We start from the raw sequence: 24,574 nt of genomic DNA on the forward strand, positions 1-24,574 counted from the left end.
TGCGATGCCACGGTTCTGCACGCCAACGTCACCACCAGCTCGACCAACCCCGGCGGCAGCGTCGAGCCGTTCGTGCTGCAGGTTCACAGCTCGCCGCAGTATTGCCTGCGCCTGGACGTGTTCAATCAAAGCGCGAGAATGCAGGTGGTGGTAGTCGCGCCCGATGGCACGGTATGGCGCAACTTCGGTCGCTCCGCGGCCGACCCTCGGCCGCTGGTGGTGGTGCCGCGCGGCGTGCAGGGCTGGTACACGGTGCAGATTTCCTTGTTGGGGGGCAGCACGCCGACACCTGGCGTTCACTACAATGCCGACTTTGCCTATGGCCGCTACACCAGCCTAAGCAACCCCAACTGCGCCAACCCAACACCGCCTTTGGCGGCCGGAGCCGAATAGCGGACCACGCCCTAAGCGCAAGCACCCGCCAATCCGCTGGGCTGATTGGCGGGTGCTTGCGCTTAGGGCGACATGGAAATTTTCTCTAACCGTTCGTTTCGGCACCGCCCGTGACGTGTTCCAGACGGGCAAGCATGTCGGGCCATCGACCGCCCATGCGCTCGTAGCTATGGCCGTCATCCGGGCCGAAGCCGGATTGTTCCATCCGGACAAGCGTTCCGTCATTTTGCGGAACGAGGGTCCACGTGACCAGCGTAACGAGGTGGTTGACGGATTCGGTGCCATCGCCCCAGCGATAGGCCAACCGGCGCGGCGCATCCACTGTGACCACCTCGCAATGGGTCACCCCGGACCAGCCGGGAAGCGGCGCCGCACGGACGGTAAAGCGATGGCCGACCTCCGCGACGAAGTCGTTCTCCATCAGCCATTCCTTCATCAGCCATGATTGCGTAAGCGCCCGCCAGATCTTTTCGGGCGGATGAGGCATCAGCCGCTCGAACACCAAGGAACGAGCCGTGCTGGCTAACGTGTGAGATCGTTGCATCGCCCTCTCCGAAAACGCGTCGCGCGTTATGCCTGGCTGTGGACAGACGTCACTTGATAGAGCGCCGGCGACACGCTTTTCGCGAGCGCGGCGAACTGCTTCATTTGAGCCTGGGCTTCTGGATTCTTGAGCATGTTGTCAAAATCCGCCTTCGACGCCCATTGCGCATAGTTCGCAACACGTTTGCCATCGAAACTCCGATGAATGTTGACGGAAATGAAGCCAGGCAAGTGCCGCATGCCCTTTTCGGTGCCTTCAGCCAACAGACGGGCAAGCTCGGCCTGCTTCTCCGGCTCTACTTCATAAAGGTTGATCAGTGTAACGACGCCGCTGTCCGCGTCGATCGTGGAGGTGGGGTGAGCAGTCATATCTCATTCCTTTGCTGAGGGTCAGTATAGGGGGCCGTCCGGGACGGTGATGATAAAAGGGGTCGCGCGGGATGCCCGCCGTCTTGTCAGTTGTCCATCCGCTGCAGCAGGTCTTCGAGGGAATCCAGCCGCGCTTTCCAAAACGCGGCATACAGTCCGACCCAATCGATGAGCGGCGCCAATCCGTCGATCTGGACGCGATAATGCGTCTCGCGGCCGGCGTGCCGGTCGTTTACCAAGCCGGCGCGTTTGAGTACGGCGAGATGCTTGGACACAGCGGGTTGGGAAACGCCGGCCTGGTCGGTCAACGCGCGAACCGTCAACTCCCCCTCTTGGGAGAGCCGTTGGAAAATCGCGCGTCGCGTCGGGTCGGCCAACGCGGAAAAAAGGGCATCAGGTGAGGATGGCGACATATCCATAACTCCTAGGTTATGAATAAATATAACTCGCGGGTTATGAATAAGTCAACGGCGGTTTTAGATCATCGGCTACATCGCTCGCGCAAACGCAACCGCCTTCGCCGCGGTTTCGGCCAGCGGCTGTCCTGGCCGGTACAGCGCGCCGCCGATGCCGAAACCGCTGGCGCCGGCGTCGCGCCATACCGGTACGCTCGCCAGCGTCACCCCGCCCACCGGCAACAGCCGCGCCTCGGCCGGCAACACGGTGCGCAGCGCCTTGAGCGCCGCGGGCGGCACCGCCTCGCCGGGAAACAGCTTGAGCCCGTACGCGCCATGACGCAGCGCGGTAAAGCACTCGCTGGCGGTCTGCACCCCCGGCAACGTCGCCAAGCCCTGGTCATGCGCCGCCGCCAACACGTTCAAATCGAGATTGGGCGCCACGATCAAGCGGCCGCCGGCCGCCGCCACCGCCGACACCTGGGCGACGGAGAGCACCGTACCCGCGCCGACCAGCATGCGCGCGCCATAGCGCGCGCTGAGCCGGCGGATGCTTTCCAACGGCTCGGGCGAATTGAGCGGCACCTCGACCATGCGCCAGCCGGCTTGATACAACGCCTCGGCCACCGCCTCGACCTCGTCCGGCGTGATGCCGCGCAAGATGGCCACCAGCGGCAGCGCCGCCATGGCGGCCGCGAAGCTCAACGGCGGTTCCGCCGTGCGATTTATCGTCACACCTCTCATACCCACCCCGCCTGCCGGGCGAGCGACCACAGTCCGGCCGCGACCGCCTGATCGCCGTCGATGGCGACCGTCTCGATGGAAAAATGCCGCAAGGCCGCCGCATAGCAGCGTGCCAGGCGCGGCGCGCCGACAATGCCGCATAGCTTGGCGGGCGCGTCGGCTGGGCGGGCCAGCGCGGCCTGGATTTCATAGCCGATCAGCAAGCCCGACAGCCACCCGGCCAGCGCATCGGGCGGCATGGCGTCCCGCACGCCGCGGGCGCGCACGCCGAACAACTGGTGCAGCCAGTCGGGATGCGCCACCGCCGCCTCAACGCCCTGCAAAAACGGCTCGACCCGCCACGCGCCGCCATCGTCGATCAAGCCGGAGAGCAGGCTATGCTGACGCAGCAGCGCGTACATCTCGCCGGTCATATAGGTGGCAAGCTCGACGATGCCCCCCTGGCGCAGCCGTATCCACTTGCAGTGCGTGCCCGGCATCAGCAGCCAATCCAGTTGGTCGAATTGCGGGCACACCGCCGGCAGCCCGGCGATCTGGGTTTCCTCGCCGCGCATGACGTCGCTGAAACCGTCGAGCGGGTTGTCGTGACACACCCCCGGCACGATCGCCACCCCGCGCCCGCGCCAGTCGAAGGCGTGGAGGCTGCCGGCCAGCAGCGCCGGGGCCGCCGGCGTCGGCAGATAGGCGCACTCGCGCCAGCCGTTGCGGCTGCCGACCATGCCGCACAACAACAACGGCACGCCGGGATAATCGTCCAGCCAATCGCGCAGCCAGTCGGCCAGCACGCCGGCGCAAGCTTCGCCCTGATGACGGGCGATGCCGATGGCGGCGGCGCGCTCGGCAAGCCGGCTGCCATCGCGGCCGAACAGAAAGGCGCGGGCGTTGCTGGAGCCCCAGTCGACGCCGATGAGAGCGGCGGGCGACATCACTTGTTCTTGTAATACACGTCCACCCATACCGCCCCCAGCAGCACCAGTCCCTTGATCACCTGCTGATAATCGATGCCGATGCCAAGCAGGGACATGCCGTTATTCATCACCCCCATGATGAAGGCGCCGATCACCGCGCCCATCACCTTGCCCACTCCGCCCGAGGCCGAGGCGCCGCCGATGAAGCAAGCGGCGATCACGTCCAGCTCGAAGCCGAGCCCGGCCTTGGGCGTGGCGGTATTGAGCCGCGCGGCGAACACGAGCCCGCCGAGCGCCGCCAACACGCCCATGTTGACGAAGGTGTAGAACGCCAGGCGGCGCGTGTCGATGCCGGAGAGGCGGGTCGCCTTTTCATTGCCGCCCAGCGCGTAGACGCGGCGCCCGAGCGTGGTGTGATTGGTGACGAAGTGGTAGACCGCCACCAGCGCGCCCATGATGATGAGCACGTTGGGCAGCCCCTTGTAGTCGCACAGCTTGTAGCTGAAAAACAGGATGAACGCGGTGATCGCCGCCATTTTCAGCCAGAAGAACGCCCCCGGCTCGTCCTCCATGCCATGGCGCAGGTGCGCCTGACGATGGCGCACGCCGCGCGCGAGCAACACCAGCGCCACGGCGACGCCGATCATGAGCGAGGTCAGTCTCAAGCCCTGCGGTTGGATGAACTCGGGAATAAAGCCCGAACTCAGCAATTGGAAAATGTCGGGAAACGGGCCGATCGATTGGCCGTCGAGCAGTGTCAGCGTCAAACCGCGGAACACCAGCATGCCCGCCAGCGTCACGATGAAGGCGGGAATGCGGTGGTAGGCGACGAAATACCCCTGCGCTGCGCCGATCACCGCGCCGCAGAGCAGACACAGCGCGGCCGCGGCGATCACCGGCAACTGGTATTGCACCATCAGCACCGCCGCCAAGGCGCCGATGAAGCCCGCCACCGACCCCACCGACAGGTCGATGTGGCCGGCCACGATCACCAGCAGCATCGCCAGCGCCATGATGACGATGTAGCTGTTCTGCAAGAGCAGGTTGGTCAAGTTGAGCGGCATCATCAACGTGCCCTCGGTCTTGATCTGGAAGAACAGCATGATCGCCAACAGCGACAGGAACATCGCGTATTCGCGCAGATTCTTGCGCAAGAAGCCGCTGTATTGTTTTTTCGCGGTGGGCATGATTACCGTTTCGTCACTCATTGATCAACTCCCTGCGGCGCGCACGATGGCGCCCATGATGTTTTCCTGCGTCGCGTCCCCGGCGGCGAATTCGCCCACCATCCGCCCCTCGTTCATCACATAGATGCGATCGCACATTCCCAGCAGCTCCGGCATCTCCGACGAGATCATCAACACGCATTTCCCCTCGGCGGCCAGCTGGCTGATGATGGTGTAAATCTCATATTTGGCGCCGACGTCCACCCCGCGCGTCGGTTCGTCCAGAATCAGCACTTCCGGCTGCGAGAACAGCCATTTGCTCAACACCACCTTCTGTTGATTGCCGCCGGACAGATCCATCACCGGCTGGGTCGCGCCGGAGGAACGGATTTTCAATTTGGCGCGAAACTCCTCCGCCACGCGGAATTCGCGGCCACGGTCGATCACCGTGCGCTGCGCCACGCGCGCGAGGTTGGGCAGGCTGATGTTGCGGGCGATGTCGTCGTGCAGGATCAGCCCCAACGCCTTGCGGTCCTCGGTGACGTAGGCGATGCCGTGGTCGATCGCCTTGCGCACGGTGCTGACGTCCACGGCGCGGCCGTGGAGCCGCACTTCTCCGCCGAGGTGCTTGCCGTAGGTGCGGCCGAACACGCTCATGGCGAGTTCAGTGCGGCCGGCGCCCATCAACCCGGCAATACCGACGATCTCGCCCTTGCGCACCGATAGATCGATACCTTTGATCGCCAGCCGGTCGGGCTGGCTCGGATGCTGCACGCGCCAGTCGCGTACCTCGAACACCACGTCGCCGATCTTCGGCGCGCGGCGCGGGTAGCGGTCGGACATTTCGCGCCCGACCATGCGCTGGATCACCCTGCCCTCGCTGATATCGCCTTGGGCGTAATCCATGGTCTCGATCACGGCGCCATCGCGGATGACGGTGATGCGGTCGGCCACCTTGGCGATTTCATTGAGCTTGTGCGAGATCAGAATGCAGGTCACGCCCGCTTCGCGCTGCAGCTCCAGCAGCAGATCCAACAGCGCGTCGCTGTCGGTTTCGTTCAAGCTCGACGTTGGCTCGTCCAGGATCAACAGCCGCACGTTCTTCGATAGCGCCTTGGCGATTTCCACCAATTGCTGCTTGCCCACCCCGAGCTCGGACACCGGCGTGGACGGCGATTCGGCGAGCCCGACCATGTCGAGCAGCGTCCGGGTGCGGGTATGCGCCTGCGCCCAGTCGATCACGCCGTGCCGGGCCGGCTCGTTGCCGAGAAAGATGTTTTCCGCGATCGACAGCTGCGGCACCAGCGCCAGTTCCTGATGAATGATGATGATGCCCTGGCGCTCGGAATCGGCGATGCCGCGAAACGCCTGCACCTCGCCGTCGAACACGATGTCGCCCTGATAGGAATCGTGCGGATAGACCCCGCTCAGCACCTTCATCAAGGTCGACTTGCCCGCGCCGTTTTCGCCGACGATGGCGTGAATTTCGCCGGCGCGGACATTGAGATTGACGTGACTCAAGGCGACGACACCGGGGAATTCCTTGGTGATGTCGCGCATTTCCAGAATCGTTTCCACCCTGCCACCTATGCGGATAAGCCCGGCCAGCCATCAGCCGGGCCAGCGTCAACCACCGCCGTCCGTCGCATCGGCGCGATGCGACGGACGGCGGGCCTCAAAACGCAGGGGTCGTCAGTGAATCTGGTCTTCACGGTAGTAGCCGCCGCCGACCAGCACCTGTTTCCAGTTGCTGATGTCGACGCTGACCGGCTTAAGCAACAGCGCCGGCACCACCTTGACGCCATTGTTGTAGGTCTTGGTGTCGTTGACCGGTACCTTCTGCCCGCTCAGCATGGCGTCGATCATGCCGACCGTGTCGCGTGCCAGCAGGCGGGTGTCCTTGAACACCGTGGCCGACTGCTCATGCGCCAGGATCGACTTGACCGACGGCAGCTCGGCATCCTGGCCGGTCACCACCGGCATCGCCTTGCCGCCGCTGCCGTAGCCGACGCTCTTGAGCGAGGACAGAATGCCGATGCTGATGCCGTCGTACGGCGACAGCACCGCGTCGAGGTGGGCGTTGCCGTAATTGGCGCTCAGCAGGTTGTCCATGCGCGACTGAGCGGTGGCGCCGTCCCAGCGCAAGGTCGATACCTTGTCCATGCCCATCTGCTTGCTGCGCACCACCAGCTTGCCCTTGTCGATGTACGGCTTGAGTACCGACATGGCGCCGTTGTAGAAGAAGTAGGCGTTGTTGTCGTCCGGCGAGCCGCCGAACAGCTCGATGTTGTACGGCCCCTTGCCGGCCGACAGATGCAGCGCCTGGGTGATGTAGCCGCCTTGCAGCACCCCGACCTGGAAGTTGTCGAAGGTGGCGTAATAGTCGACGTTCTTGGTATCGCGGATCAGACGGTCATAGGCGATCACCTTGATGCCCTTGCTCGCCGCCTTGCTCAACACCTCGGTCAGCGACTTGTTGTCGATCGGCGCGATCACCAGCACTTTCGGCCCCTTGGTGATCATGTTCTCGATCTGGGCCAACTGGTTGGGGATATCGTCTTCGGCGTACTGCAGGTCGGCGCGATAGCCGCGCTCCTGCAGGAATTTCACCATATTGTTGCCATCCGAAATCCAGCGCGCCGACGATTTGGTCGGCATGGAAATCGCCACCAGCCCCTTATCGGTGGCATGGGCGAAGCTGGGCACCAGGGTGGCGGCTGCCAGCAGCAGGCCTATGGCGTGTTGTTTCATGGTCATCTCCTCTGTGCTGTTTTAGTTAGCGCGCAGCCGGACAGCGCCGGATTGCGGTTTGCCTCATGCCCCGGCATCGGGGCGGGTACTGCGTTACAACCCTGCTGCCCGGTTCAGGCGGCGGTGTAAGCCGTCTTCACCGAGGTGTAAAACTCGGCCGCGTAGCGGCCCTGCTCGCGCGGACCGGCGCTGGAGGCCTTGCGGCCGCCGAACGGCACGTGATAATCGACGCCGGCCGTCGGCAGGTTCACCATCACCATGCCAGCCGCCGACTGGCGCTTGAACTGGCTCGCATACTTGAGCGACTGCGTGCAGATGCCGGCGCATAGACCGAACTCGGTGTCGTTGGCCAGCTGCAGCGCGTGTTCGAACGACGCCGCCGGCATGACCACCGCCACCGGTCCGAAAATCTCCTCGCGGGCGATGCGCATCGACGGCGCGCCGGCGAACAGCGTCGGCTGCAGGTAATGGCCGCGCGGCGTGAGCGGCAGCAGGTCGCCGCCGAACAGCAGCTCGGCCCCCTCATCGACGCCGGCGCGAATGTAATCGAGGTCGGTTTGCAGTTGCCGCTCGTCCACCACCGGCCCCATCTCCACCCCTTGCCCCACGGCATTGCCCACCTTGAGCGCGGCCAGGCGCAGCCGGACTGCTTGCACGAAACGGTCGCGAATGCCCTCCTCGACGATCAGGCGGCTCGACGCGGTGCAACGCTGGCCGGTGGAAAAGAAGGCGCCATTGACCGCGGCGTTGACGGCGACGTCCAGATCGGCGTCGTTCAGCACGATCAGCGGGTTTTTGCCGCCCATCTCCAATTGCACCCGCGCGCCGCGTCCGCCGGCCGTCTCGCGGATCTGCCGGCCCACCGCGGTGGAGCCGGTGAAGCTGACCGCGTCGACCAGCGCATGGCCGACGATGGCCTGCCCAACCTGGCGTCCGCTGCCCATGACCATGTTGAATACCCCGGCCGGCACGCCGGCGCGGTGCAAAATATCGGCCAGTGCCCAGGCGCAGCCGGGCACGAGCTCGGCCGGCTTGAACACCACGGTGTTGCCATAGGCGAGCGCGGGCGCGATCTTCCAAGCCGGAATCGCCATCGGGAAATTCCAAGGGGTGATCAGCCCCACCACGCCGACCGGCTCGCGGCGGATCTCGACCTCGATGCCGGGGCGCACCGACGCCAGGCTCTCGCCGGGGACACGCAGCGCCTCGCCGGCGAAAAACTTGAAGATCTGCCCGGCGCGCGCCACCTCGCCCACCGCCTCCGGCAGCGTCTTGCCCTCCTCGCGCGCCAGCAACAGACCGAGCTCCTGCTTGCGCGCCAGCAGTTCGCTGCCCACCGCGTCCAGCAGATCGGCGCGGCGCTGCACGCCGCAGTCGGCCCACACCGGCTGCGCGGCGGCGGCGGCTTCGATCGCCTCGTTGGCGTCGGCGGCGCTGCCGCGCACGTATTCGCCCACCGGCGCGTCCAGCTCGGACGGATTCTCGTCCAGGCCCACGGTGGAGCCGTGCAGCCAGCGGCCATTAATGTAGTTGCGATAGACAGGCAGACTCATAGACTCACCACCCCTTCGATGGCAAAGGACGACGGCCGCGACGCGACCGGATTACGCAGCGCCGGGCCAAACCCGGGCAACGACAACACGAAGGTGTCACCGGCCTCGACACACACGCCGTCGGCGAAACTCAGCGTGGCGGTGCCGAAGAAATGCAGGTGCACATCGCCCGGCTGCAGAAATTGCGCGTATTTGAAATGGTGGTATTCCAGGTTGGCGATGCTGTGGCACATATTGGCCTCGCCGGTCAGAAACGGGCGCTGCCACAGCACTTCGCCGCGCCGCTCGATACGGCTCTCGCCGGTCAGGTCGGCCGGCAGCGCGCCCACCCGCAGCGCCGGGCCCATGGCGCAGGGTCGCAGCTTGGAATGGGCCAGATAGAGGTAATTCTTGCGCTCGGTCACGTGATCGGAAAACTCGTTGCCGACGGCGAAACCGAGTCGGTATGGCCGGTGGTCCGGACCGATCAGATACAACCCGACGAGCTCGGGCTCCTCGCCATGATCGAGCGCGAAATCCGGCGAAGGCAGCGCTTGTCCGGGCGCGGTCACGATGCTGCCGTCGCCCTTATAGAACCATTCCGGCTGCGTGCCCGGTTGTCCCGGACGATGCCTGCCGCCGGCCATGCCCCACTGAAACATCTTCATGCTGTCGGTCACCGCCTTGCCGCCGGCTTCGGCCTGCGCTTGCGCCTGGTGCATCTGGTCACGGGTGGCGGCGCTGCCCAAATGCGTGAGGCCGGTGCCGGTGACATGGCAATGCGCGACGTCCGCGTGGGTCAGCGGCGGCAGCAGCGCGCCCGCCCGCTCCAGCGCGGCGTAGGACACCGGCTCGCCCTGGTGACGGCTGGCCACCTGCGTCGCCAAGTCGTGACCGGCGGCGATCGCGGCCCACGCCAAGTCATAACTGGACGCCACGCCCAGGATGGGACGACAGGACTCGCCATCCTCCGCCAGCAGCCCGACACAGGACCGCTGTTGTGGATCCAGGTATTGAATCAGCAGCATGATGACCTTTCCCGCGAGATCGATATTTGCTGCATGCTATCCGACAGATAGATATGCTTCTAATGAAATAATGACTAATATCAATAGCAAAATCGATATCGCAAAGGGGAGAGCATGGCGGGGAATTATTCCAATTGGTTCATTCGCGCGCGGCTGAAAACCCGCCAGCTACTGCTATTGGTGGCCCTGGACGAAGAGCGCAACATCCACCGCACCGCCGAGGCGCTGCTGATGACGCAGCCGGCGGCATCGAAGCTATTAAAGGAACTGGAGGACACGCTGGGGGTGGCGCTGTTCGAGCGCCTACCGCGCGGCATGAAGCCCACTTGGTACGGCGAGATCATGATCCGCCACGCGCGCATGGTGCTATCGAGCCTGAATCAGGCCCAAGACGAGATCAGCGCGCTGAAATCCGGTCGTATGGGTCAGGTGCGGCTGGGCGCCATCACCGACCCCGGCGCCCAGCTGGTGCCGCGCACCATCGCCCGCGTCAAACAGCAATACCCGCTGCTGGACATTCACGTCGCGGTCGACACCAGCGACATGCTGCTGCCGCGGTTACTGGCCGGTAAGCTCGACATCGTCATCGGCAGGCTGCTGCAGCAACATGATAAAACCAACCTGATCTACGAACGCATTGCCGAGGAGCCGATCGTCATCGCCTGCCGGCCGGAGCACCCCTTGCTCGGCGTGCCGCGACTGAGCCTGCGCGACGTGGCCGGCATGGGTTGGATCCTCACGCCGGTCGGCAGCGTGCTGCGCCACCGCGTCGACATGGCCTTTCGCCAAGGAAACCTGGAACCGCCGATGAACGTGGTGGAAACCGCATCGCAACTGATGACCACGGCGTTATTGGAATCGACCGACATGCTGGCGGTGATCGCCCAGCGCCTGGCCGGCCACTACAGCCGCTACGGTATGCTGAAGATTCTGCCGCTGGAACTGCCGAGCAATATGGATGAATTCGGTTTCATCACCCGGCGCGACCACCATCTGTCGCCCGGCGCCGACATCGTGCTGACCGCGCTCAAGGACGTCGCCAGCGAGATTTATCCCGCCGCTCGCGCAGATTGATACGTTTTTCAATATCTATTGAGCCGATTTATTCATTGGAACAATATCGGAAGCCCTGATTAAGATGCAGCCCATCATGCACGAGCACGTGCGGCCTCAAGGAACGCATCATGACCGCAACAAAAAAACCGTTACGTAGTCAGGGCTGGTTCGGCAAACAGGACCGGGATGGCTTCATGCACCGTAGTTGGCTGAAAAACCAGGGCTACCCCGACGACCTATTCGATGGCCGTCCGGTGATCGGCATCTGCAACACCTGGTCGGAGTTGACGCCCTGCAATGGCCACTTCCGCGAACTGGCCGAGTTCGTCAAGCGCGGGGTGTACGAAGCCGGCGGGTTCCCGCTGGAATTCCCGGTGATGTCGCTCGGGGAAACCCAGCTGCGCCCCACCGCCATGCTGTTTCGCAATCTGGCCAGCATGGACGTGGAGGAATCGATCCGCGGCAATCCCATCGACGGCGTGGTGCTGCTGATGGGCTGCGACAAGACCACCCCGGCGCTGATGATGGGCGCCGCCAGTTGCGACCTGCCCACGATCGGCTTGTCCGGCGGGCCGATGCTCAACGGCAAATTCCATGGCAAGGACGTCGGTTCCGGCACCGGCGTGTGGATGATGTCAGAGATGGTGCGCGGCGGACAAATGACCATGGAGGAATTCGTCGCCTCGGAATCGTGCATGCAACGCTCCAAAGGCAGCTGCATGACCATGGGCACCGCCTCGACCATGGCCAGCATGGTGGAGGCGCTGGGCATGTCGCTGCCCGAAAACGCCGCCATTCCGGCGGTGGACGCGCGGCGCAACCGCCTGGCGCAGCTGACCGGCCGCCGCATCGTCGAGATGGTGAAGGAAGACCTGACGATGTCCAAGATCCTCACCCGCCAGGCGTTCGAGAATGCCATCCGCGTCAACGCCGCCATCGGCGGCAGCACCAACGCGGTGATCCACTTGCTGGCGCTCGCCGGCCGCGTCGGCGTGCCGCTCACACTGGAGGACTGGGACGCGCTGGGACGCGAGATGCCGTGCCTGGTGAACCTGCAGCCCTCCGGCCAATACCTGATGGAAGACTTTTACTACGCCGGCGGCCTGCCGGCGGTCATCCGCGAAATCGCCGCGCGGCTCCATCCCGACGCGCTGACGGTGAATGGCCATACCTTGGTGGCCAACTGCGCCGAGGCGCCCTGTTACAACCGCGACGTCATCCGCCCGCTTGGGGAACCGTTCAAGCCGGACGCCGGCATCGCCGTGCTCAAGGGCAACCTGGCACCCGACGGCGCGGTGATCAAGCCCTCCGCCGCCACCCCGGCGCTGATGCGCCACACCGGCCGCGCGGTGGTGTTCGAGGATATCGACGACTATCACGCCCGCATCGACGACCCCGCGCTGGACGTCGACGAGCACTGCGTGCTGGTGTTGAAGAATTGCGGGCCGCAAGGCTATCCCGGCATGGCCGAGGTGGGCAATATGCAATTGCCGCCCAAGGTGCTGCAAAAGGGCATCACCGACATGGTGCGCCTGTCCGACGCGCGCATGAGCGGCACCGCCTACGGCACGGTGGTGCTGCACACCTCGCCCGAAGCCGCTATCGGCGGGCCGCTGGCCTTGGTGCAAAACGGCGATTTGATCGAATTGGACGTGGCGGCGCGCAAGCTGCACCTGCACGTCAGCGACGCGGAGCTCGCGCGGCGGAGAGAGCAATGGGTAGCACCGACCCAGCCCGAGCGCGGCTGGTATCACTTGTACGTCAAGCACGTGCAGCAGGCCCATCTGGGCGCGGACCTGGATTTCCTGGTAGGCGGCAGCGGCGCCCCGGTGCCGCGCGAATCACACTGACTTTAAGTAGAGGTTTGGCATGACACACTATGCTAGCTACCCCAGTCTGGAGGGGAAGACGGTCTTCATCAGCGGCGGCAGCTCCGGCATCGGCGCCGACATCGTGCACGCCTTTGCCCGCCAAGGCGCGCGCGTGGCCTTTACCGGCCGCAACGCAGAAGCGGCCGAAGCGGTCACCCGCGCCGCCAGCGCCGTGGGGCCGACACCGCTGTTTCTCCCGTGCGACATGACCGACGTCGACCAGATCCGCCGCGCCATCCTGCAGGCGCGCGCCGCGCTGGGGTCGATACAGGTGTTGATCAACAATGCCGCCAATGACGACCGCCACCGGCTGGAAGACGTGACCCTCGATTATTTCGACCAGATGAGCGCCATCAACCTGCGCGCGCATTTCTTCGCCACGCAATGCGCGGCGGCGGACATGACCGCGGCCGGCGCCGGCGTGATCGTCAACCTCAGTTCGATCAGCTGGAAGATCAAGGGCGCCGGCTATCCGGTGTACGAAACCTGCAAGTCGGCGATGATCGGCCTGACCCGCGCGCTGGCGCGCGACCTGGGCAAGCAAGGCGTGCGCGTCAACACGCTGACGCCCGGCTGGGTGATGACCGAGAAACAGCTGCGACTGTGGGTCGACGCCCACGGCGAGAAGATGCTGGACGACAACCAATGCCTGCCCGGCCGTCTGCAAGGCGAGGACATCGCCAACATGGCGCTGTTTTTGGCGGCCGACGACAGCCGCATGATCACGGCGCAAGAGTTCGTCGTCGATGCCGGCTGGACCTGAGGCATGGGCGCGATGAATGGAGACGGGACCGAGGCGCGCCTGCTGCTCGGCGTACAAGCCACACTAGGCGAGGGGCCGTTGTGGTCGGCACGCGACCGCCGTCTGTACTTCGTCGACATCCGCGCCGCAACGCTCTACGCGTTGTCGCTCGACAGCGGCGCGCTCGACAGTTGGCTGCTGCCGGCGCCGGTCGGCTGGGTGGTCGAGCGCGCCGCCGGCGGACTGGTGGTGGGGCTGCAAGACGGCATCGCCGAGCTGCAAACCAACCCATGGCAACTACGGCGGCGGGTCAATCCTCACCCGGACCAACCCGCCATGCGTTTAAACGACGCCAAGGCAGGCCCGGGCGGACAGATCTTCGCCGGGTCGATGAACGATCGCGATACCCGCCGCCCTGACGGCTGCCTGTACCGGCTGGATACCGACGGCAGCCTCCATACCGTCGATCGCGGCTATCGCATCTGCAACGGACCGGCCATCAGTCTTGACCAGCGCACGCTGTATCACACCGACACGGCGCTCGCGACGATCTACGCTTATCCGTTGGCGGCCGACGGCACGCTGGGAGCACGGCGCGAATGGAAACGCTTTAACCAACAGGAAGGCTTTCCCGACGGCATGACCGTGGACGCCGAGGGCGCGCTGTGGGTCGCCCATTGGGGCGCCGGCTGCGTCTCGCGCTTCGACGCCGACGGCCGGCTGCTGCGCCGCATTGCCTTGCCGGTGTCGCAGCCGACCAGCATCACGTTCGCGGGACCCGGGCTCGACCGGCTGATCGTCACCAGCGCCCGCGACGGCTTGAGCGCCGCGCAACTGGAGAACGAGCCGCTGGCGGGCGGCCTATTCGAATTGGACAATCAGGGGGTGCGCGGCCTGCCCGCGTGGCAATATGGCGGCTGAACCGCTGCTGACCCTGCGCCACGGCGCGTTGCGGCTGGAACTGGCGCCGGATATCGGCGGCAGCATCGCCCGCTGCTTCAGCGAGCAGGATGGACAACGGCGGCATTGGCTGCGCCCAGCCAGCGCCGAGGCGCTGTGCCAAGGCCTGGCCGAGGGCATGGCGTGTTTTCCGTTACTGCCGCATGGCGGCCGGGTGCGCGATGGCCGCTACCTCGGCAGCGACGGCCAATGGCACCGCTTGCCCGACGGCACTCGCCACAGCCTGCACGGCATCGGCTGGCGCCTGCCCTGGCAGACGGAATCGCTCGGCGAACACGCCGCCCGGTTGACGCTGACGGTCGACAGCGGCCAGTGGCCCTTCCCTTTCCTGGCCGAACAAACCATCACCTTGGACGATAGCGGCTTCAGCCACACGCTGCGGCTGACGCTGCTAGGCGATGCCCCGCTGCCGCACCCCTGCGGACTGGGCCTGCACCCTTACTTCCCGCGCACGCCCGACTGCCGCATCCGCTTACTGACCGCGGGGATGTGGCGGACCGACGACGCCGTCTTGCCGTTGCAGCCCACGCCCGCCACAGCCTTGCGCCGCCACCTGCAATTCGGCTGGTCGCCGGACTGGCGCGCGCTCGACAACACCTTTTACGGCTGGCAACGCCAAGCCGACATCGACTGGGGCAGCCACACGCTGCGGCTACAGGCCGATAGCCGCTTCGTGGCGCTCTACACCCCGGCGGAACAGGATTTTTTCTGCCTGGCGCCTTGCACCCACGTGCCGGACTTCGCCAACCACGCCGACGCGCCCCCGGCCCAGCGCGGCGGCCACTGGCTCAGACCGGGCGACACGCTGGCGCTCAGCTGCCGCTATCGTTGGCAAATCCGGTAACCCGCCCAAGGAACGCTAAGGCTTGAGATGACGGTCGAACCAATCGACCACCACGTGCGTCACGGCCGGCTGCAGCCAATAATCGCCGGCATGCTGCGCCCCTTTCACCACATAACGGGTGCTGTCGATCCCTTGTGCGATCAGGGCGCGGTGCAGAAGCTCGGTCTGGCGCGGCGATACCAGCGTGTCTTGGTCGCCATGCATGAACAAGAACGGCGCAGCCTGATGGCTGACGTAATGCAACGGGTTGGCGGCTTCGGTCTTGTCCGCATTGGTGTTGATGTCGCCGCCCGTGCCGAAGACCGCCGGGCCGTTGACCCACATCGCCTCCGGCGCCGACGGCGAGGCATGCAGTTTGCGCACGTTTTCGGGGAAACCCTCCGCCACACGGGTCAGATCCGATAGGCCATACAGATCCACCGCGGCTTGCACATCGCTCGACTGATCGAGGTTCTCGCCTTGGTCGAACGCCTTCACGCCGTTACTTACCCCGGCCATGGCGGCCAGGTAGCCGCCGGCCGAATCGCCCAGCACGCCGACATGGCTAGGATCGACGTGATAGCGCGCGGCGTTGGCGCGCAGATAACGGATCGCCGATTTCACGTCGATGATCGGCGCAGGGAAGGTTGCCAGCGGCGCGACGCGATACTCGATGCTTGCCACGACATAGCCCGCCTCGGCCAGATCCATGCGCTGCTGCAAATAGCGATCCTTGTTGGCGTGAAGGAAACCGCCGCCAGTGACGAAAACGATGGCCGGCGCCGGACGCGGCGTTTTCGGACGCAAGATGTCCATCTTCAGCGCCAAATGCTCGTAGCCCAGTTCGGACGGCTGCGAGAACACCACGTTCGAGATCAAATCGACCGGCATGCGCGTCATGGCGACGTCGAGCACGCGGCTATCTCCCGGCGCCGCCAGCGCGGCAGTGCCCAGCATGGCGGGAAACAGCGCCGCCAGTAAATGGGTGCGAAGTGTCATCACGGCTCCTTAGTTCGAACGGCTCAGCGGAAAACCGGCCGGCAGCGCCGACGGCGGACAGTTGATCACGTCGTCGCGACCTGGGCCGCAGTCCTCGACAAAGGTAATGGTGGCGAACTCGTCGATCACGGCTTTCGGATAGGTCGGGCCGGCGTCACGATAGGCGCGCATCTGATCGAGGTGCTGGTTTTGGTAACAGACGGTCTTTTTCGGATCGTCGATCACCCAGCGCGGGAAGAAGATCACGCCATGCAGCTGTTTGCGCGACAGATTGACGGTCAGACTGACGCAGGTGCCGGTCGGCTCGTCCCAGGAAATCTTGTATACGTCGGCGCCGACGGCACGGATGAAGGCCTGCTGATCGGTAACCCAGCGTCCGCCGACAATGCCGCTGTGGATGCGGTAGTCGAACACATCGCTGCCTTTGACGTAAATCTCGTATTGCCAGCCGTTGTCGTAGGTGTAAACCAGATGTTTGCCGATCAGCCCGGCCAAATCTTGCGTAGCGGTTTGTTGCGTGGTCATGATGAGTCTTTCCTGATTCAGTCAATCGATGTCACCATGATATACCCTGATAAATGAATTAAAAAACGCTATTATTAGTGTAATTTAATTCGATTTTTCGATTGAAATAATGCACAAGACAACGCTGGAGCAATGGCAGGTACTGCAAACGGTGATCGAAGCCGGCGGCTTTACCCGCGCCGCCGCGCAACTCCATCGCAGCCAATCGGCGGTCAGCTACGCCATCGCCCAATTGCAGGAACGGCTGGGGGCAACGCTGATCGAGGTCGAAGGACGCAAAGTACGGCTAACGGAGACCGGCGCCGCGCTACTGCGCGACGCCCGGCCATTGATTACCCAGCTCGACGGCTTGGAAGCCCGTGCCAAGGCGCTGACGCAGGGCACGCAAGCTTGCGTGCGCTTCGCGGTCGACAGCGCCTATCCCAAGCGCAGCCTGTTCGCCGTGCTAAAACGCTTCGCTGCCGATTTTCCTCATACCCAGATCGAGCTCAGCGAGGTGATGCGGCTAAACGCAGAACAAGCACGCGCGCGCAGCGACCTGGCCATCGTGTTCCAGACAACGACCGTTTTGGCAGAGCACCGGCTGGCGGACGTCGAACTCCTCGCCGTGGCGGCGCATGACCATCCGCTGCTGCAAGCGGGACAAACGACGTTGTCGACGGCTGATCTGGCCCCCCATCTGCAAGTCCGGCTGGAGGATAGTCAGCAGCCTGCGCATACGGGGGACGAGGGCAAGCGCCGGCAATGGTCGGTGAACACGGTGGAGTCGGCCCGGGAAGCGGTGCTATCCGGCCTGTGCTTCGGCTGGCTGCCACGGCATGTCATTGCCGACGACCTGACCGGCGGGACGCTGTGCCCACTGCCGCTAAGAACCGGCGCCAAGCGTTCCATTCCGCTCAGCCTGGTGTTTGCCGATGTCGAGCAGGCCGGCCCGGCGACGCGGGCGCTGGCCGACCTGCTACTGAGGATGGATGCACACCAAAATATCGGGTAAAGCCCGCAATCAAATCAGATAGGGCACCCGGATACCAGGTTCATCTGATATACACATCACATACCATGCCCAAGCACGCTACTCCCGCAAACTGTCGATCAACCGCGTCAAACCCTCGGTAAGGTTCGCCACCGAGGCATCCAGATCCCAATCGTCGTGGCCCAGTTTGACCACGTTGGAAATCGAGCGCACCTCATAGAAGCGCTGCCCTTCCTGCAAGCAGACATGGAAAAACGCCGCGCCCTCCATGTTCTCGATCTCGGCGTGCGCGGTGTCGATAAACGGCGCCAGCGCGGCGTTGAGCGACAGACTGCGCGCCAAGGGCAGCGGCGGCGAGTCCGGCAGGTAGGGGCAAGCCAGCGTGTGGCGGACATCGAAATCCATGTCGATGGCCAGATGCGCCAGATGGCGGAAGCCCTCCGGCGTAAAAAAGCCGAGGTCGGCCTCGCATTCGCTCTCGACCAGCACGGTGTCGCCGATGGCAAGCGGCGCGTGCGCATACATGCCGGCGACGCCGGCCAGGATCAGCACGTCCGGCGCGTGCTCGCGGATGGCTTTCAGCGTGGCGTAGGCGGTGGCGGTCAGGCCGACGCCGCTGATCACGGTCTCAACACCTGGGCGTGAAAAAAGGCGCGCTTCAGTCGCCGTTGGAAACATGACCACGGTCTTCATCTCGATCATCCACGGTTGCCTTGGAGGAGGCCGATTATGCCATGGCACGCGGTTTTCCGTTCGTTCAACCGTCTTGGCTATAATATCGATCGATCATCACTACGCGTCCGCTCATACGAAGGACTGGCCCACGCATGCCGCCCGCTTCCCGTTGCCGCGACCGCTTTGGCGGCATCGCCCTGAATCTGCTCTTCGCCGTGCCGATCGGCATCTTGGCGGCCGGCGTCACCGGCGTGTTCCGCCGCGCCATCGATCTATCGGATCAGGCGCTCTTCGGTTCGTCGCAGGACATCACCCACATCGTGGCGCGGCTGCCCAGCGGCTGGCGGCTGGCCGTGCCCGCCCTCGGCGGCCTGTTGGCCGGCATCATCCTTTGGCTCGTCAACCGCCGCTACGACAAAGTCGAGAACGACTACATGGAGGCGGTCTCCAGTGGCGACGGCCGCATCGCGCTCATGCCCTCCCTGCTGCGCAGCCTGTCGTCGCTGGCGTCCATCGTCTCGGCCGGGTCGATCGGCCGCGAAGGCGCCATGGTGCAGTTGGCGGCGTTGACCGGCTCGTTGACCGGGCGACGCTGGGCCAACGAGCGCCAACTCAAGCTGATGACCGCCTGCGGCGCCGCTGCCGGGCTCGCGTCGGTTTACCATACGCCGCTGGCCGGCGCGATGTTCGTGGCCGAAATCGTGCTGGGCGCCATCACGGTCGATCTGCTGATTCCCTTGTTCGCCTCGTCCGTCGCGGCGTCACTCACGATGTTGGCCCTGAGCAACCACGACGCGCCGTTTGCCTTGGTGTCCGGCCTCGCTTCGCCGGGGCTTGGCGAATACGTGCTGGTCGTGCCGCTCGGCCTCGCCGCCGGCGTGTTGGCCCCGCTCTTTCTGCGTCTGCTCGCGTTCGGCAAGCGGCAGTTCCGCGCCCTGCCGCTGGCGCTGCCCTGGCGCATGGCGCTGGGCGGGTTGCTGATGGGAGGCATCGCGGTTTGGGTGCCGGAGGTATGCGGCAATGGCTACGCGCCGATTATCGGCATCCTGCAAGGCCAAGCGCTGTCGGTCCCAGTGCCGCTGGCGCTCTTGGCCAAGATCGCCGCTACCGCGCTCATCGTCGGCGCGGGCGCGGTCGGAGGGATTTTCACGCCATCGCTGTTCATCGGCGCGGCGCTGGGGGCGATGGTCGCCGGAGCCGCCGCACTGATCCCGGCGTTGCCGCAGGGCGACGCCACGCTGATCGCGCTCATCGGCATGGGCGCCTTCATGGCGGCGGTCAGCCATGCGCCGCTGATGGCCATCCTGATGGTGTTTGAAATGACGATGAACGCGCAGCTGTTGCTGCCGCTGATGGCCGGCAGCATCCTGGCCTACGCGGTATCGCGCGCGTTGCGCTCGCGTTCGCTGTATGACGTGCTGAACCGGCGGCACGCCCATCAGGCCAAGGTGCAAGCGCTGCCAGACACCGAGCTGATGGCGCTGTTGGAACCCGTGATCCGGCATCTGACGCCAGCCACCACCATCGACCAGGCCTGCCGGCAGTTTGAACAGACGCGCACGCGCTACCTCTACGTGGTCGACGAAGCGGGCCAATTTCTCGGCGCTGTCTCCATCCATCAACTGGCCGCGTTGATCTGCGCCGCGCCCGAGCGGCGCGAGGCCCCGGTCGGGCCGCTGATCGAGACCGCATTCGATCTGCTGCCGGCGCATGCCAGCCTGAAGGATGCCTGGTCAATGTTCGCCATGAGCCCGCTGGAGCGCATTCCGGTGGTCGACAATCTCGACCACCGCCGTTTTCTCGGCGTGGTCAGCAAGCGCAACGTGCTCGACCGGCTGCGCCTGCTGGCGGAACGCTAAGTCGCGCCGCTTAAATGAACAGCGCCGTGCGCGACTCGCCCGCCGCGCCGAGGAAGGTGGCCACGCCGCCCAGCTCGACGCCGTCGATCAGCTCTTCCTGGCGAATGCCCATCACGTCCATCGACATTTGACAGGCGATCAGCTGCGCGCCGCCGGCCACCAGGTCCTGCAGCAGCTTGGCCGGCAAGTCGACGTTCTTGTCGCGCATCACCTTGCGGATCAGCCGGGCGCCCATGCCGGCGAAATTCATCTTGCTGATCGAGTTGAGCCGCCCCGCCCCGCGCGGCATCATGGCGCCGAATAGCCGGTCCATGAAGGACTTCTTCAATGCGGGCGGCGCGGCCTTACGCAACACGTTGAGCCCCCAGAAAGTGAAGAACACGCTCACCGGCCGCCCCATCGCCAACGCGCCGTTGGCGATGATCAAGCCCGCCATCACCTTATCTAGATCGCCGCTGAAAACCACGAGCGTGGTCTTGTCGCCCACGGCCGCCGGCGGCGCTTCGGCCGGCAAGGCCGCGCCCTTGCGGATCAGCGCCGTGACCTGCCCCTTGTCGGCATTGACCGTCAGCACCTGATTGCCGGTTTTTTCGGCCCAGACGCGCACGTCGCGGCCATAGGCCGGGTCGGAGGCGGTCACCTGCAGCAATTCGCCCGCCCGCATGGCCTCGATAGTCTGGTAAGTCTTCATGATCGGGCCGGGGCATTGCAGCCCGACCGCATCGAGTTCACGGACAACCCCGGCTTCGGCCACCGCGCACACCGGCGCCGAGGGCGTGCCGTCCTCGCTGTCCCCCGCTTCAACCGCATCATGCACCGCGGTGGCGGCGGCCCAGGTCTTGTAGCCGCCGGTCAGGTTGCGCACGTCGGCAAAGCCGTGCTGCTTGAGGATGCGAGAAGCCAGATAGCCGCGCTGGCCTACCTGACAGAACACCACCACCGGGCGCGCCGGGTCCAGCTCGCCCAGACGCGCGCGCAACTGATCCAGCTCGATGGCGCGTGCGCCGGCAATGCTGCCCAACGCGAACTCCATCGGGGTGCGTATGTCGACCAACTGCACGCTGCCCGGCGCCATATCGCGCAGCGTTGCCCAATCGATGATGTGCTGACGGCCTTCGAGCACGTTTTGCGCCACGTAGCCGGCAACGTTGACCGGATCTTTGGCCGAACCGTACGGCGGCGCATAGGCCAGCTCCAGGTCGGCTAGATCAGAGACGCGCAGATCGCCGTGCATCGCCGTGGCGATCACGTCGATGCGCTTATCGGCGCCTTCGACGCCGACGGCCTGCGCGCCAAGAATCTTGCCGTCCGGCGCGAACAGCAGCTTCAACGCCAGCGGGTGCGCGCCCGGGTAGTAGCCGGCGTGCGCCATGCCATGGGTAACGATGGCGTGATACGGCAGGCCGATCGTCTTGAGCTGCTTCTCGTTCAGTCCGGTGGACGCCACGGCGTAATCGAACACCTTGAGGATAGCGGTGCCTTGCGTGCCGCGATAAGCGCGCAGGTTGCCCAAGGCCATGTTGTCGGCCGCCATGCGCCCTTGACGGTTGGCCGGGCCGGCAAGCGGAATCAAGGCAGGCTGCCCGCTGACCGCGTGCCGCACTTCGACCGCGTCGCCCACCGCGTAAATAGCGGCGTCCGACGTCTGCATGAACGGATTGACCAGGATGCCGCCGCTCAGGCCGAGCACAAGCCCCGCCGCGCGCGCCAGCGCGACTTCGGGCCGCACGCCGATGGCCAGGATGACGATGTCCGCCGGCAGGCGCTGGCCGCCGTGCAGCACTACCTCGCTGTGTTCGCCTGGGTGCTCGATGCGTTCGAGGCGGTCTCCCAACGACAACGCCACCTGCTTATCGCGCAGGTGCGCCTGAACGATGGCGGCCATTTCCGGATCGAGCGGCGCCAGGATCTGTTCGGCGCCCTCGACCAAGGAGACGGCAATGCCGAGAGCCTGGAGATTTTCCGCCACTTCGACGCCGATGAAGCCGCCGCCCACCACGACCGCGCGGCGCGGTTGACGCGCATCGAGCAGCGCCTTGATACGGTCGAGATCGGACAGATTGCGCAACGTGAGCACGCGCACATGATCGAGCCCGGGCAAACTTGGCCGCACCGGCTCGGCGCCCGGCGACAGCAACAGCTTGTCGTACGGCTGATCGGTTTCCATGCCGGTCGTCAGATCGCGCAAGCGCACGGTCTTGGCGATGCGATCGATGGCGACCGCTTCGGTACGGCTTTTCACCGTCACCGCATAGCGCTGGCTAAACGCCGCTTCCGTCGTCACCAGCAGTTGCTCGCGCTCGGCGATCTCGCCGGACAGATGATAGGGCAAGCCGCAGTTGGCAAAGCTGATGTCGGGGCCGCGCTCGATCAGCACGATGTCGGCCTGTTCGTCGTTGCGGCGCAGACGCGCGGCGGCGGTGGCCCCGCCGGCGACGCCGCCGATGATCACGTATCGCATGGTTTGGTCTCCGAGGATTTTCCTGATTATAATCGTACTTAACTAAGTAGTTAAATAGAAAAATAAAAAATCGGGAGTGGAGAGTCGGGAGGGCTTACTCCCGCCGTTGCGCTTGCGCGGATATCAACTGCGGGAGTAACGGCAACACCTTGAAAGCGGGAGTGGGACAGGCTTTTACTCCCGCCGTTAAGGTTTTGCTTTCACTCCCGCCATTGCGCCTGAGCGCGCCGCCACGGCGGGAGTAACGGCAACACCTTGAAAGCGGGAGTGGAGGCCGGCGTTTACTCCCGCCGTTAAGGTTTTGCTTTCACTCCCGCCATTGCGCCTGAGCGCGCCGCCACGGCGGGAGTAACGGCAACACCTTGAAAGCGGGAGTGGGACAGGCTTTTACTCCCGCCGTTAAGGTTTTGCTACTCCCAGCTCAAGGCTGCTCCATGCGCTGTTCGAACGCTTTGACGCGGGCGTGATCCAGCCCATGCTCGATCGCCCCGAGCAGCACCGCGTCGGTGCCGGTGGTCGACACGGCGAATTCGGGCAACGGAATCAGCAGGAACTCGGCCAGATGCTGGCGGATCTTCGGCAGCAGCAGCTTGCTGTTGCGCCCGATACCGCCGCCAAACACCACGAGCGCGGGATCGAGAATCGGGATGATGGCCTTGAGCGCCCAGGCGATCTGGCGCGCTTCCTCGGCAACGCATTCGACCGCGCGCGCGTCGCCGTCGTCGGCGGCGGCGAACACCGCTTCGGCGCTGGCGAACGGCAGGCCAAGCTGATGCGCGTGCGCAACAATGGCGCGCGCATCGGCGCAGGTTTCATAGAGACCGCGGTGGGGCGCGCCCACCGGCGGCAAGGTGCCCGAATCAGGCGCCGGCGGCAGCATGGCGATTTCGCCGGCGAAACCGCCCGCGCCACGATGCAGCTTGCCCTCGGCCACGATGCCGAGGCCGACGCCGGTGCCGATCGACATGAAAACGAAGTTCTCCACCTCGCGTCCGGCGCCGCATTTCTGCTCGCCCAGCGTGGCCAGGTTGATGTCGTTGTCGATGATCAGATCGGCGCCCAGCGCCTGCTGCAACTGAGACAGCAGATCCTCGCGCTCCCAACCCGGCAGGTTGCCCGCCAGCCGCAAGCAGCCCTTCTCGACGTCGAGCACGCCGGGCGAGCCGATCACCTTGGTCAGCACATCGTCCGCCTCGATACCGTGATCGGCCAGCATGGCCGCCACCATGTGGGCCAGCAACGCGATCAAATCGGTTGTGCGGGCCGGCGTACGCCGGTCCTGGCGCATCACGACGCGTCCGGTCAGATCGGCCAAGGCGCCGCGGGTCCATTCGGCCCCCATGTCGAACGCCACCACGAAGCCCGCTTCCGCGCGCGGCGCGTACAGCCTGGGCGAACGGCCGGCGCTGCCGACGCGCACGCCGGTTTGCGTAACGAGCCCCAAGCGCTCCAGATTGTTCAGCGCTGCCGAGGTGGTGACTTTGGACAGCCCGGTGCTTTGCGCCAATTGCGGGCTGGAGGCGGGCGTCAATGCCAGCAGATGCTGGTAGATCGCCCATTCGTTGCCCTGGCGTACAAACGCCGGGCCGCGGGTGACCGGCACCGACAGCCGGCTGGCATGATTGGTTTTTGTTTTCATGGCGTCTTCATTAAGTTCGCGAAAATGCTAACAACGCCCCATCGCAAGAGCAAGCATTACCCGCCAAGGCGGCGCCTTATCTTTATATGGAGGCATTTGCGCTGTTGCGACAGTTTTCTCGAACGTAACCGTATGATTTATGCCATCGTTGCATTAGTAAAG

23 protein-coding genes are annotated in these 24,574 nt (G+C 64.9%); 8 read left to right on the plus strand and 15 right to left on the minus strand.

Annotation, left to right across the window (positions count from 1 at the left end; all coding sequences use genetic code 11):
- Positions 1-393: hypothetical protein (locus JOZ06_RS07770; RefSeq protein ID WP_293230928.1), on the plus strand; the 393-nt coding region annotated here is incomplete at its 5' end.
- A gap of 85 nt (positions 394-478) precedes the next feature.
- Here the strand turns inward: JOZ06_RS07770 and JOZ06_RS07775 are convergent.
- From JOZ06_RS07775 to araD1, 10 genes are all read right to left on the minus strand, one after another.
- Positions 479-937, minus strand: a complete 459-nt coding sequence (locus JOZ06_RS07775; RefSeq protein ID WP_293230931.1) for an SRPBCC domain-containing protein — start codon at positions 935-937, stop codon at positions 479-481.
- Positions 938-963: 26 nt separating this feature from the next.
- Positions 964-1,305: an antibiotic biosynthesis monooxygenase family protein gene (locus tag JOZ06_RS07780; protein WP_293230934.1), complete on the minus strand. Its 342-nt coding sequence runs from the start codon at positions 1,303-1,305 to the stop codon at positions 964-966.
- An 86-nt stretch (positions 1,306-1,391) separates the two neighbouring features.
- The gene (locus JOZ06_RS07785) at positions 1,392-1,718 is read right to left on the minus strand and encodes a metalloregulator ArsR/SmtB family transcription factor (protein ID WP_293230937.1); all 327 of its coding nucleotides are present in this window, start codon (positions 1,716-1,718) and stop codon (positions 1,392-1,394) included.
- A 75-nt stretch (positions 1,719-1,793) separates the two neighbouring features.
- Positions 1,794-2,435 carry a 2-dehydro-3-deoxy-6-phosphogalactonate aldolase gene (locus JOZ06_RS07790; protein WP_293230940.1) on the minus strand — a complete coding sequence of 214 codons (642 nt, stop codon included), beginning with the start codon at positions 2,433-2,435 and terminating at the stop codon, positions 1,794-1,796.
- Positions 2,436-2,440: 5 nt separating this feature from the next.
- Positions 2,441-3,370: a 2-dehydro-3-deoxygalactonokinase gene (locus JOZ06_RS07795; protein ID WP_293230943.1), complete on the minus strand. Its 930-nt coding sequence runs from the start codon at positions 3,368-3,370 to the stop codon at positions 2,441-2,443.
- Complete coding sequence (gene mmsB / locus JOZ06_RS07800; protein ID WP_293230946.1) at positions 3,370-4,539, minus strand: multiple monosaccharide ABC transporter permease; 1,170 nt, start codon at positions 4,537-4,539, stop codon at positions 3,370-3,372. The genes JOZ06_RS07795 and mmsB overlap by 1 nt, the downstream gene beginning before the upstream one ends.
- Before the next feature lie 24 nt (positions 4,540-4,563).
- Positions 4,564-6,096: a multiple monosaccharide ABC transporter ATP-binding protein gene (gene mmsA, locus JOZ06_RS07805; protein ID WP_293230949.1), complete on the minus strand. Its 1,533-nt coding sequence runs from the start codon at positions 6,094-6,096 to the stop codon at positions 4,564-4,566.
- A gap of 114 nt (positions 6,097-6,210) precedes the next feature.
- On the minus strand, positions 6,211-7,269 hold the full coding sequence (chvE, locus tag JOZ06_RS07810; RefSeq protein WP_293230951.1) for a multiple monosaccharide ABC transporter substrate-binding protein: 1,059 nt from the start codon (positions 7,267-7,269) through the stop codon (positions 6,211-6,213).
- 113 nt (positions 7,270-7,382) lie between these two features.
- Positions 7,383-8,822 (minus strand): aldehyde dehydrogenase family protein, encoded by a 1,440-nt coding sequence (locus JOZ06_RS07815; RefSeq protein ID WP_293230954.1) that lies wholly within the window; start codon positions 8,820-8,822, stop codon positions 7,383-7,385.
- Entirely contained in the window at positions 8,819-9,829 is a 1,011-nt protein-coding gene (gene araD1 / locus JOZ06_RS07820) for an AraD1 family protein (protein ID WP_293230957.1), read from the minus strand. Before araD1 ends, JOZ06_RS07815 begins: the two co-directional genes overlap by 4 nt.
- Positions 9,830-9,943: 114 nt before the next feature.
- Between araD1 and JOZ06_RS07825 the strand changes: the two genes are divergently transcribed.
- From JOZ06_RS07825 to JOZ06_RS07845, 5 genes are all read left to right on the plus strand, one after another.
- Positions 9,944-10,903 carry a LysR family transcriptional regulator gene (locus JOZ06_RS07825; RefSeq protein WP_293230960.1) on the plus strand — a complete coding sequence of 320 codons (960 nt, stop codon included), beginning with the start codon at positions 9,944-9,946 and terminating at the stop codon, positions 10,901-10,903.
- Positions 10,904-11,013: 110 nt separating this feature from the next.
- Positions 11,014-12,735 (plus strand): L-arabinonate dehydratase, encoded by a 1,722-nt coding sequence (gene araD / locus JOZ06_RS07830; protein ID WP_293230963.1) that lies wholly within the window; start codon positions 11,014-11,016, stop codon positions 12,733-12,735.
- Positions 12,736-12,754: 19 nt separating this feature from the next.
- Positions 12,755-13,519, plus strand: coding sequence for an SDR family oxidoreductase (locus JOZ06_RS07835; protein WP_293230966.1), 765 nt, complete (start codon positions 12,755-12,757; stop codon positions 13,517-13,519).
- Positions 13,520-13,531: 12 nt separating this feature from the next.
- Positions 13,532-14,419 carry an SMP-30/gluconolactonase/LRE family protein gene (locus JOZ06_RS07840; protein ID WP_293230969.1) on the plus strand — a complete coding sequence of 296 codons (888 nt, stop codon included), beginning with the start codon at positions 13,532-13,534 and terminating at the stop codon, positions 14,417-14,419.
- A complete protein-coding gene (locus JOZ06_RS07845; protein ID WP_293230972.1) occupies positions 14,409-15,302 on the plus strand; it encodes a hypothetical protein in 894 nt (297 codons plus the stop codon). The genes JOZ06_RS07840 and JOZ06_RS07845 overlap by 11 nt, the downstream gene beginning before the upstream one ends.
- Before the next feature lie 15 nt (positions 15,303-15,317).
- Here JOZ06_RS07845 and JOZ06_RS07850 read toward each other — a convergent pair whose 3' ends face one another.
- Together JOZ06_RS07850 and JOZ06_RS07855 are read right to left on the minus strand one after the other, a co-directional pair.
- Entirely contained in the window at positions 15,318-16,280 is a 963-nt protein-coding gene (locus JOZ06_RS07850; protein WP_293230975.1) for an alpha/beta hydrolase, read from the minus strand.
- A gap of 9 nt (positions 16,281-16,289) precedes the next feature.
- On the minus strand, positions 16,290-16,805 hold the full coding sequence (locus JOZ06_RS07855) for a phenolic acid decarboxylase (protein WP_293230978.1): 516 nt from the start codon (positions 16,803-16,805) through the stop codon (positions 16,290-16,292).
- 109 nt (positions 16,806-16,914) lie between these two features.
- Here JOZ06_RS07855 and JOZ06_RS07860 point away from each other — a divergent pair, with 109 nt between their 5' ends.
- Positions 16,915-17,799 (plus strand): LysR family transcriptional regulator, encoded by an 885-nt coding sequence (locus JOZ06_RS07860; protein WP_293230981.1) that lies wholly within the window; start codon positions 16,915-16,917, stop codon positions 17,797-17,799.
- A 78-nt stretch (positions 17,800-17,877) separates the two neighbouring features.
- On the opposite strand, the gene JOZ06_RS07865 is transcribed toward JOZ06_RS07860, so the two are convergent.
- Positions 17,878-18,480 carry a purine phosphorylase gene (locus JOZ06_RS07865; protein WP_293230984.1) on the minus strand — a complete coding sequence of 201 codons (603 nt, stop codon included), beginning with the start codon at positions 18,478-18,480 and terminating at the stop codon, positions 17,878-17,880.
- A gap of 125 nt (positions 18,481-18,605) precedes the next feature.
- Between JOZ06_RS07865 and JOZ06_RS07870 the strand changes: the two genes are divergently transcribed.
- The gene (locus JOZ06_RS07870; protein ID WP_293230987.1) at positions 18,606-20,312 is read left to right on the plus strand and encodes a ClcB-like voltage-gated chloride channel protein; all 1,707 of its coding nucleotides are present in this window, start codon (positions 18,606-18,608) and stop codon (positions 20,310-20,312) included.
- Positions 20,313-20,322: 10 nt separating this feature from the next.
- Here JOZ06_RS07870 and JOZ06_RS07875 read toward each other — a convergent pair whose 3' ends face one another.
- Positions 20,323-22,773, minus strand: a complete 2,451-nt coding sequence (locus tag JOZ06_RS07875; protein ID WP_293230990.1) for an FAD-dependent oxidoreductase — start codon at positions 22,771-22,773, stop codon at positions 20,323-20,325.
- Between the two features lie 421 nt (positions 22,774-23,194).
- Positions 23,195-24,412 carry an ROK family transcriptional regulator gene (locus JOZ06_RS07880; RefSeq protein WP_293230993.1) on the minus strand — a complete coding sequence of 406 codons (1,218 nt, stop codon included), beginning with the start codon at positions 24,410-24,412 and terminating at the stop codon, positions 23,195-23,197.
- Positions 24,413-24,574 lie beyond the last annotated feature (162 nt).

This window comes from Paludibacterium sp. (genome assembly GCF_019232825.1).
Taxonomy (GTDB): Bacteria; Pseudomonadota; Gammaproteobacteria; order Burkholderiales; family Chromobacteriaceae; genus Paludibacterium.

Excerpts from the sequence above, each read along its gene's own strand:
- JOZ06_RS07850 (WP_293230975.1), bottom strand. The coding sequence starts at position 16,280 with ATGACACTTCGCACCCATTTACTGGCGGCGCTGTTTCCCGCCATGCTG.
- JOZ06_RS07785 (WP_293230937.1), bottom strand. The coding sequence starts at position 1,718 with ATGTCGCCATCCTCACCTGATGCCCTTTTTTCCGCGTTGGCCGACCCG.
- araD (WP_293230963.1), top strand. The coding sequence starts at position 11,014 with ATGACCGCAACAAAAAAACCGTTACGTAGTCAGGGCTGGTTCGGCAAA.
- araD1 (WP_293230957.1), bottom strand. The coding sequence starts at position 9,829 with ATGCTGCTGATTCAATACCTGGATCCACAACAGCGGTCCTGTGTCGGG.
- mmsB (WP_293230946.1), bottom strand. The coding sequence starts at position 4,539 with ATGCCCACCGCGAAAAAACAATACAGCGGCTTCTTGCGCAAGAATCTG.
- JOZ06_RS07865 (WP_293230984.1), bottom strand. The coding sequence starts at position 18,480 with ATGATCGAGATGAAGACCGTGGTCATGTTTCCAACGGCGACTGAAGCG.
- JOZ06_RS07780 (WP_293230934.1), bottom strand. The coding sequence starts at position 1,305 with ATGACTGCTCACCCCACCTCCACGATCGACGCGGACAGCGGCGTCGTT.
- JOZ06_RS07875 (WP_293230990.1), bottom strand. The coding sequence starts at position 22,773 with ATGCGATACGTGATCATCGGCGGCGTCGCCGGCGGGGCCACCGCCGCC.
- JOZ06_RS07840 (WP_293230969.1), top strand. The coding sequence starts at position 13,532 with ATGAATGGAGACGGGACCGAGGCGCGCCTGCTGCTCGGCGTACAAGCC.
- chvE (WP_293230951.1), bottom strand. The coding sequence starts at position 7,269 with ATGAAACAACACGCCATAGGCCTGCTGCTGGCAGCCGCCACCCTGGTG.
- JOZ06_RS07835 (WP_293230966.1), top strand. The coding sequence starts at position 12,755 with ATGACACACTATGCTAGCTACCCCAGTCTGGAGGGGAAGACGGTCTTC.
- JOZ06_RS07775 (WP_293230931.1), bottom strand. The coding sequence starts at position 937 with ATGCAACGATCTCACACGTTAGCCAGCACGGCTCGTTCCTTGGTGTTC.
- JOZ06_RS07815 (WP_293230954.1), bottom strand. The coding sequence starts at position 8,822 with ATGAGTCTGCCTGTCTATCGCAACTACATTAATGGCCGCTGGCTGCAC.
- JOZ06_RS07845 (WP_293230972.1), top strand. The coding sequence starts at position 14,409 with ATGGCGGCTGAACCGCTGCTGACCCTGCGCCACGGCGCGTTGCGGCTG.
- JOZ06_RS07880 (WP_293230993.1), bottom strand. The coding sequence starts at position 24,412 with ATGAAAACAAAAACCAATCATGCCAGCCGGCTGTCGGTGCCGGTCACC.
- JOZ06_RS07860 (WP_293230981.1), top strand. The coding sequence starts at position 16,915 with ATGCACAAGACAACGCTGGAGCAATGGCAGGTACTGCAAACGGTGATC.
- JOZ06_RS07795 (WP_293230943.1), bottom strand. The coding sequence starts at position 3,370 with ATGTCGCCCGCCGCTCTCATCGGCGTCGACTGGGGCTCCAGCAACGCC.
- JOZ06_RS07870 (WP_293230987.1), top strand. The coding sequence starts at position 18,606 with ATGCCGCCCGCTTCCCGTTGCCGCGACCGCTTTGGCGGCATCGCCCTG.
- JOZ06_RS07855 (WP_293230978.1), bottom strand. The coding sequence starts at position 16,805 with ATGACCACGCAACAAACCGCTACGCAAGATTTGGCCGGGCTGATCGGC.
- JOZ06_RS07825 (WP_293230960.1), top strand. The coding sequence starts at position 9,944 with ATGGCGGGGAATTATTCCAATTGGTTCATTCGCGCGCGGCTGAAAACC.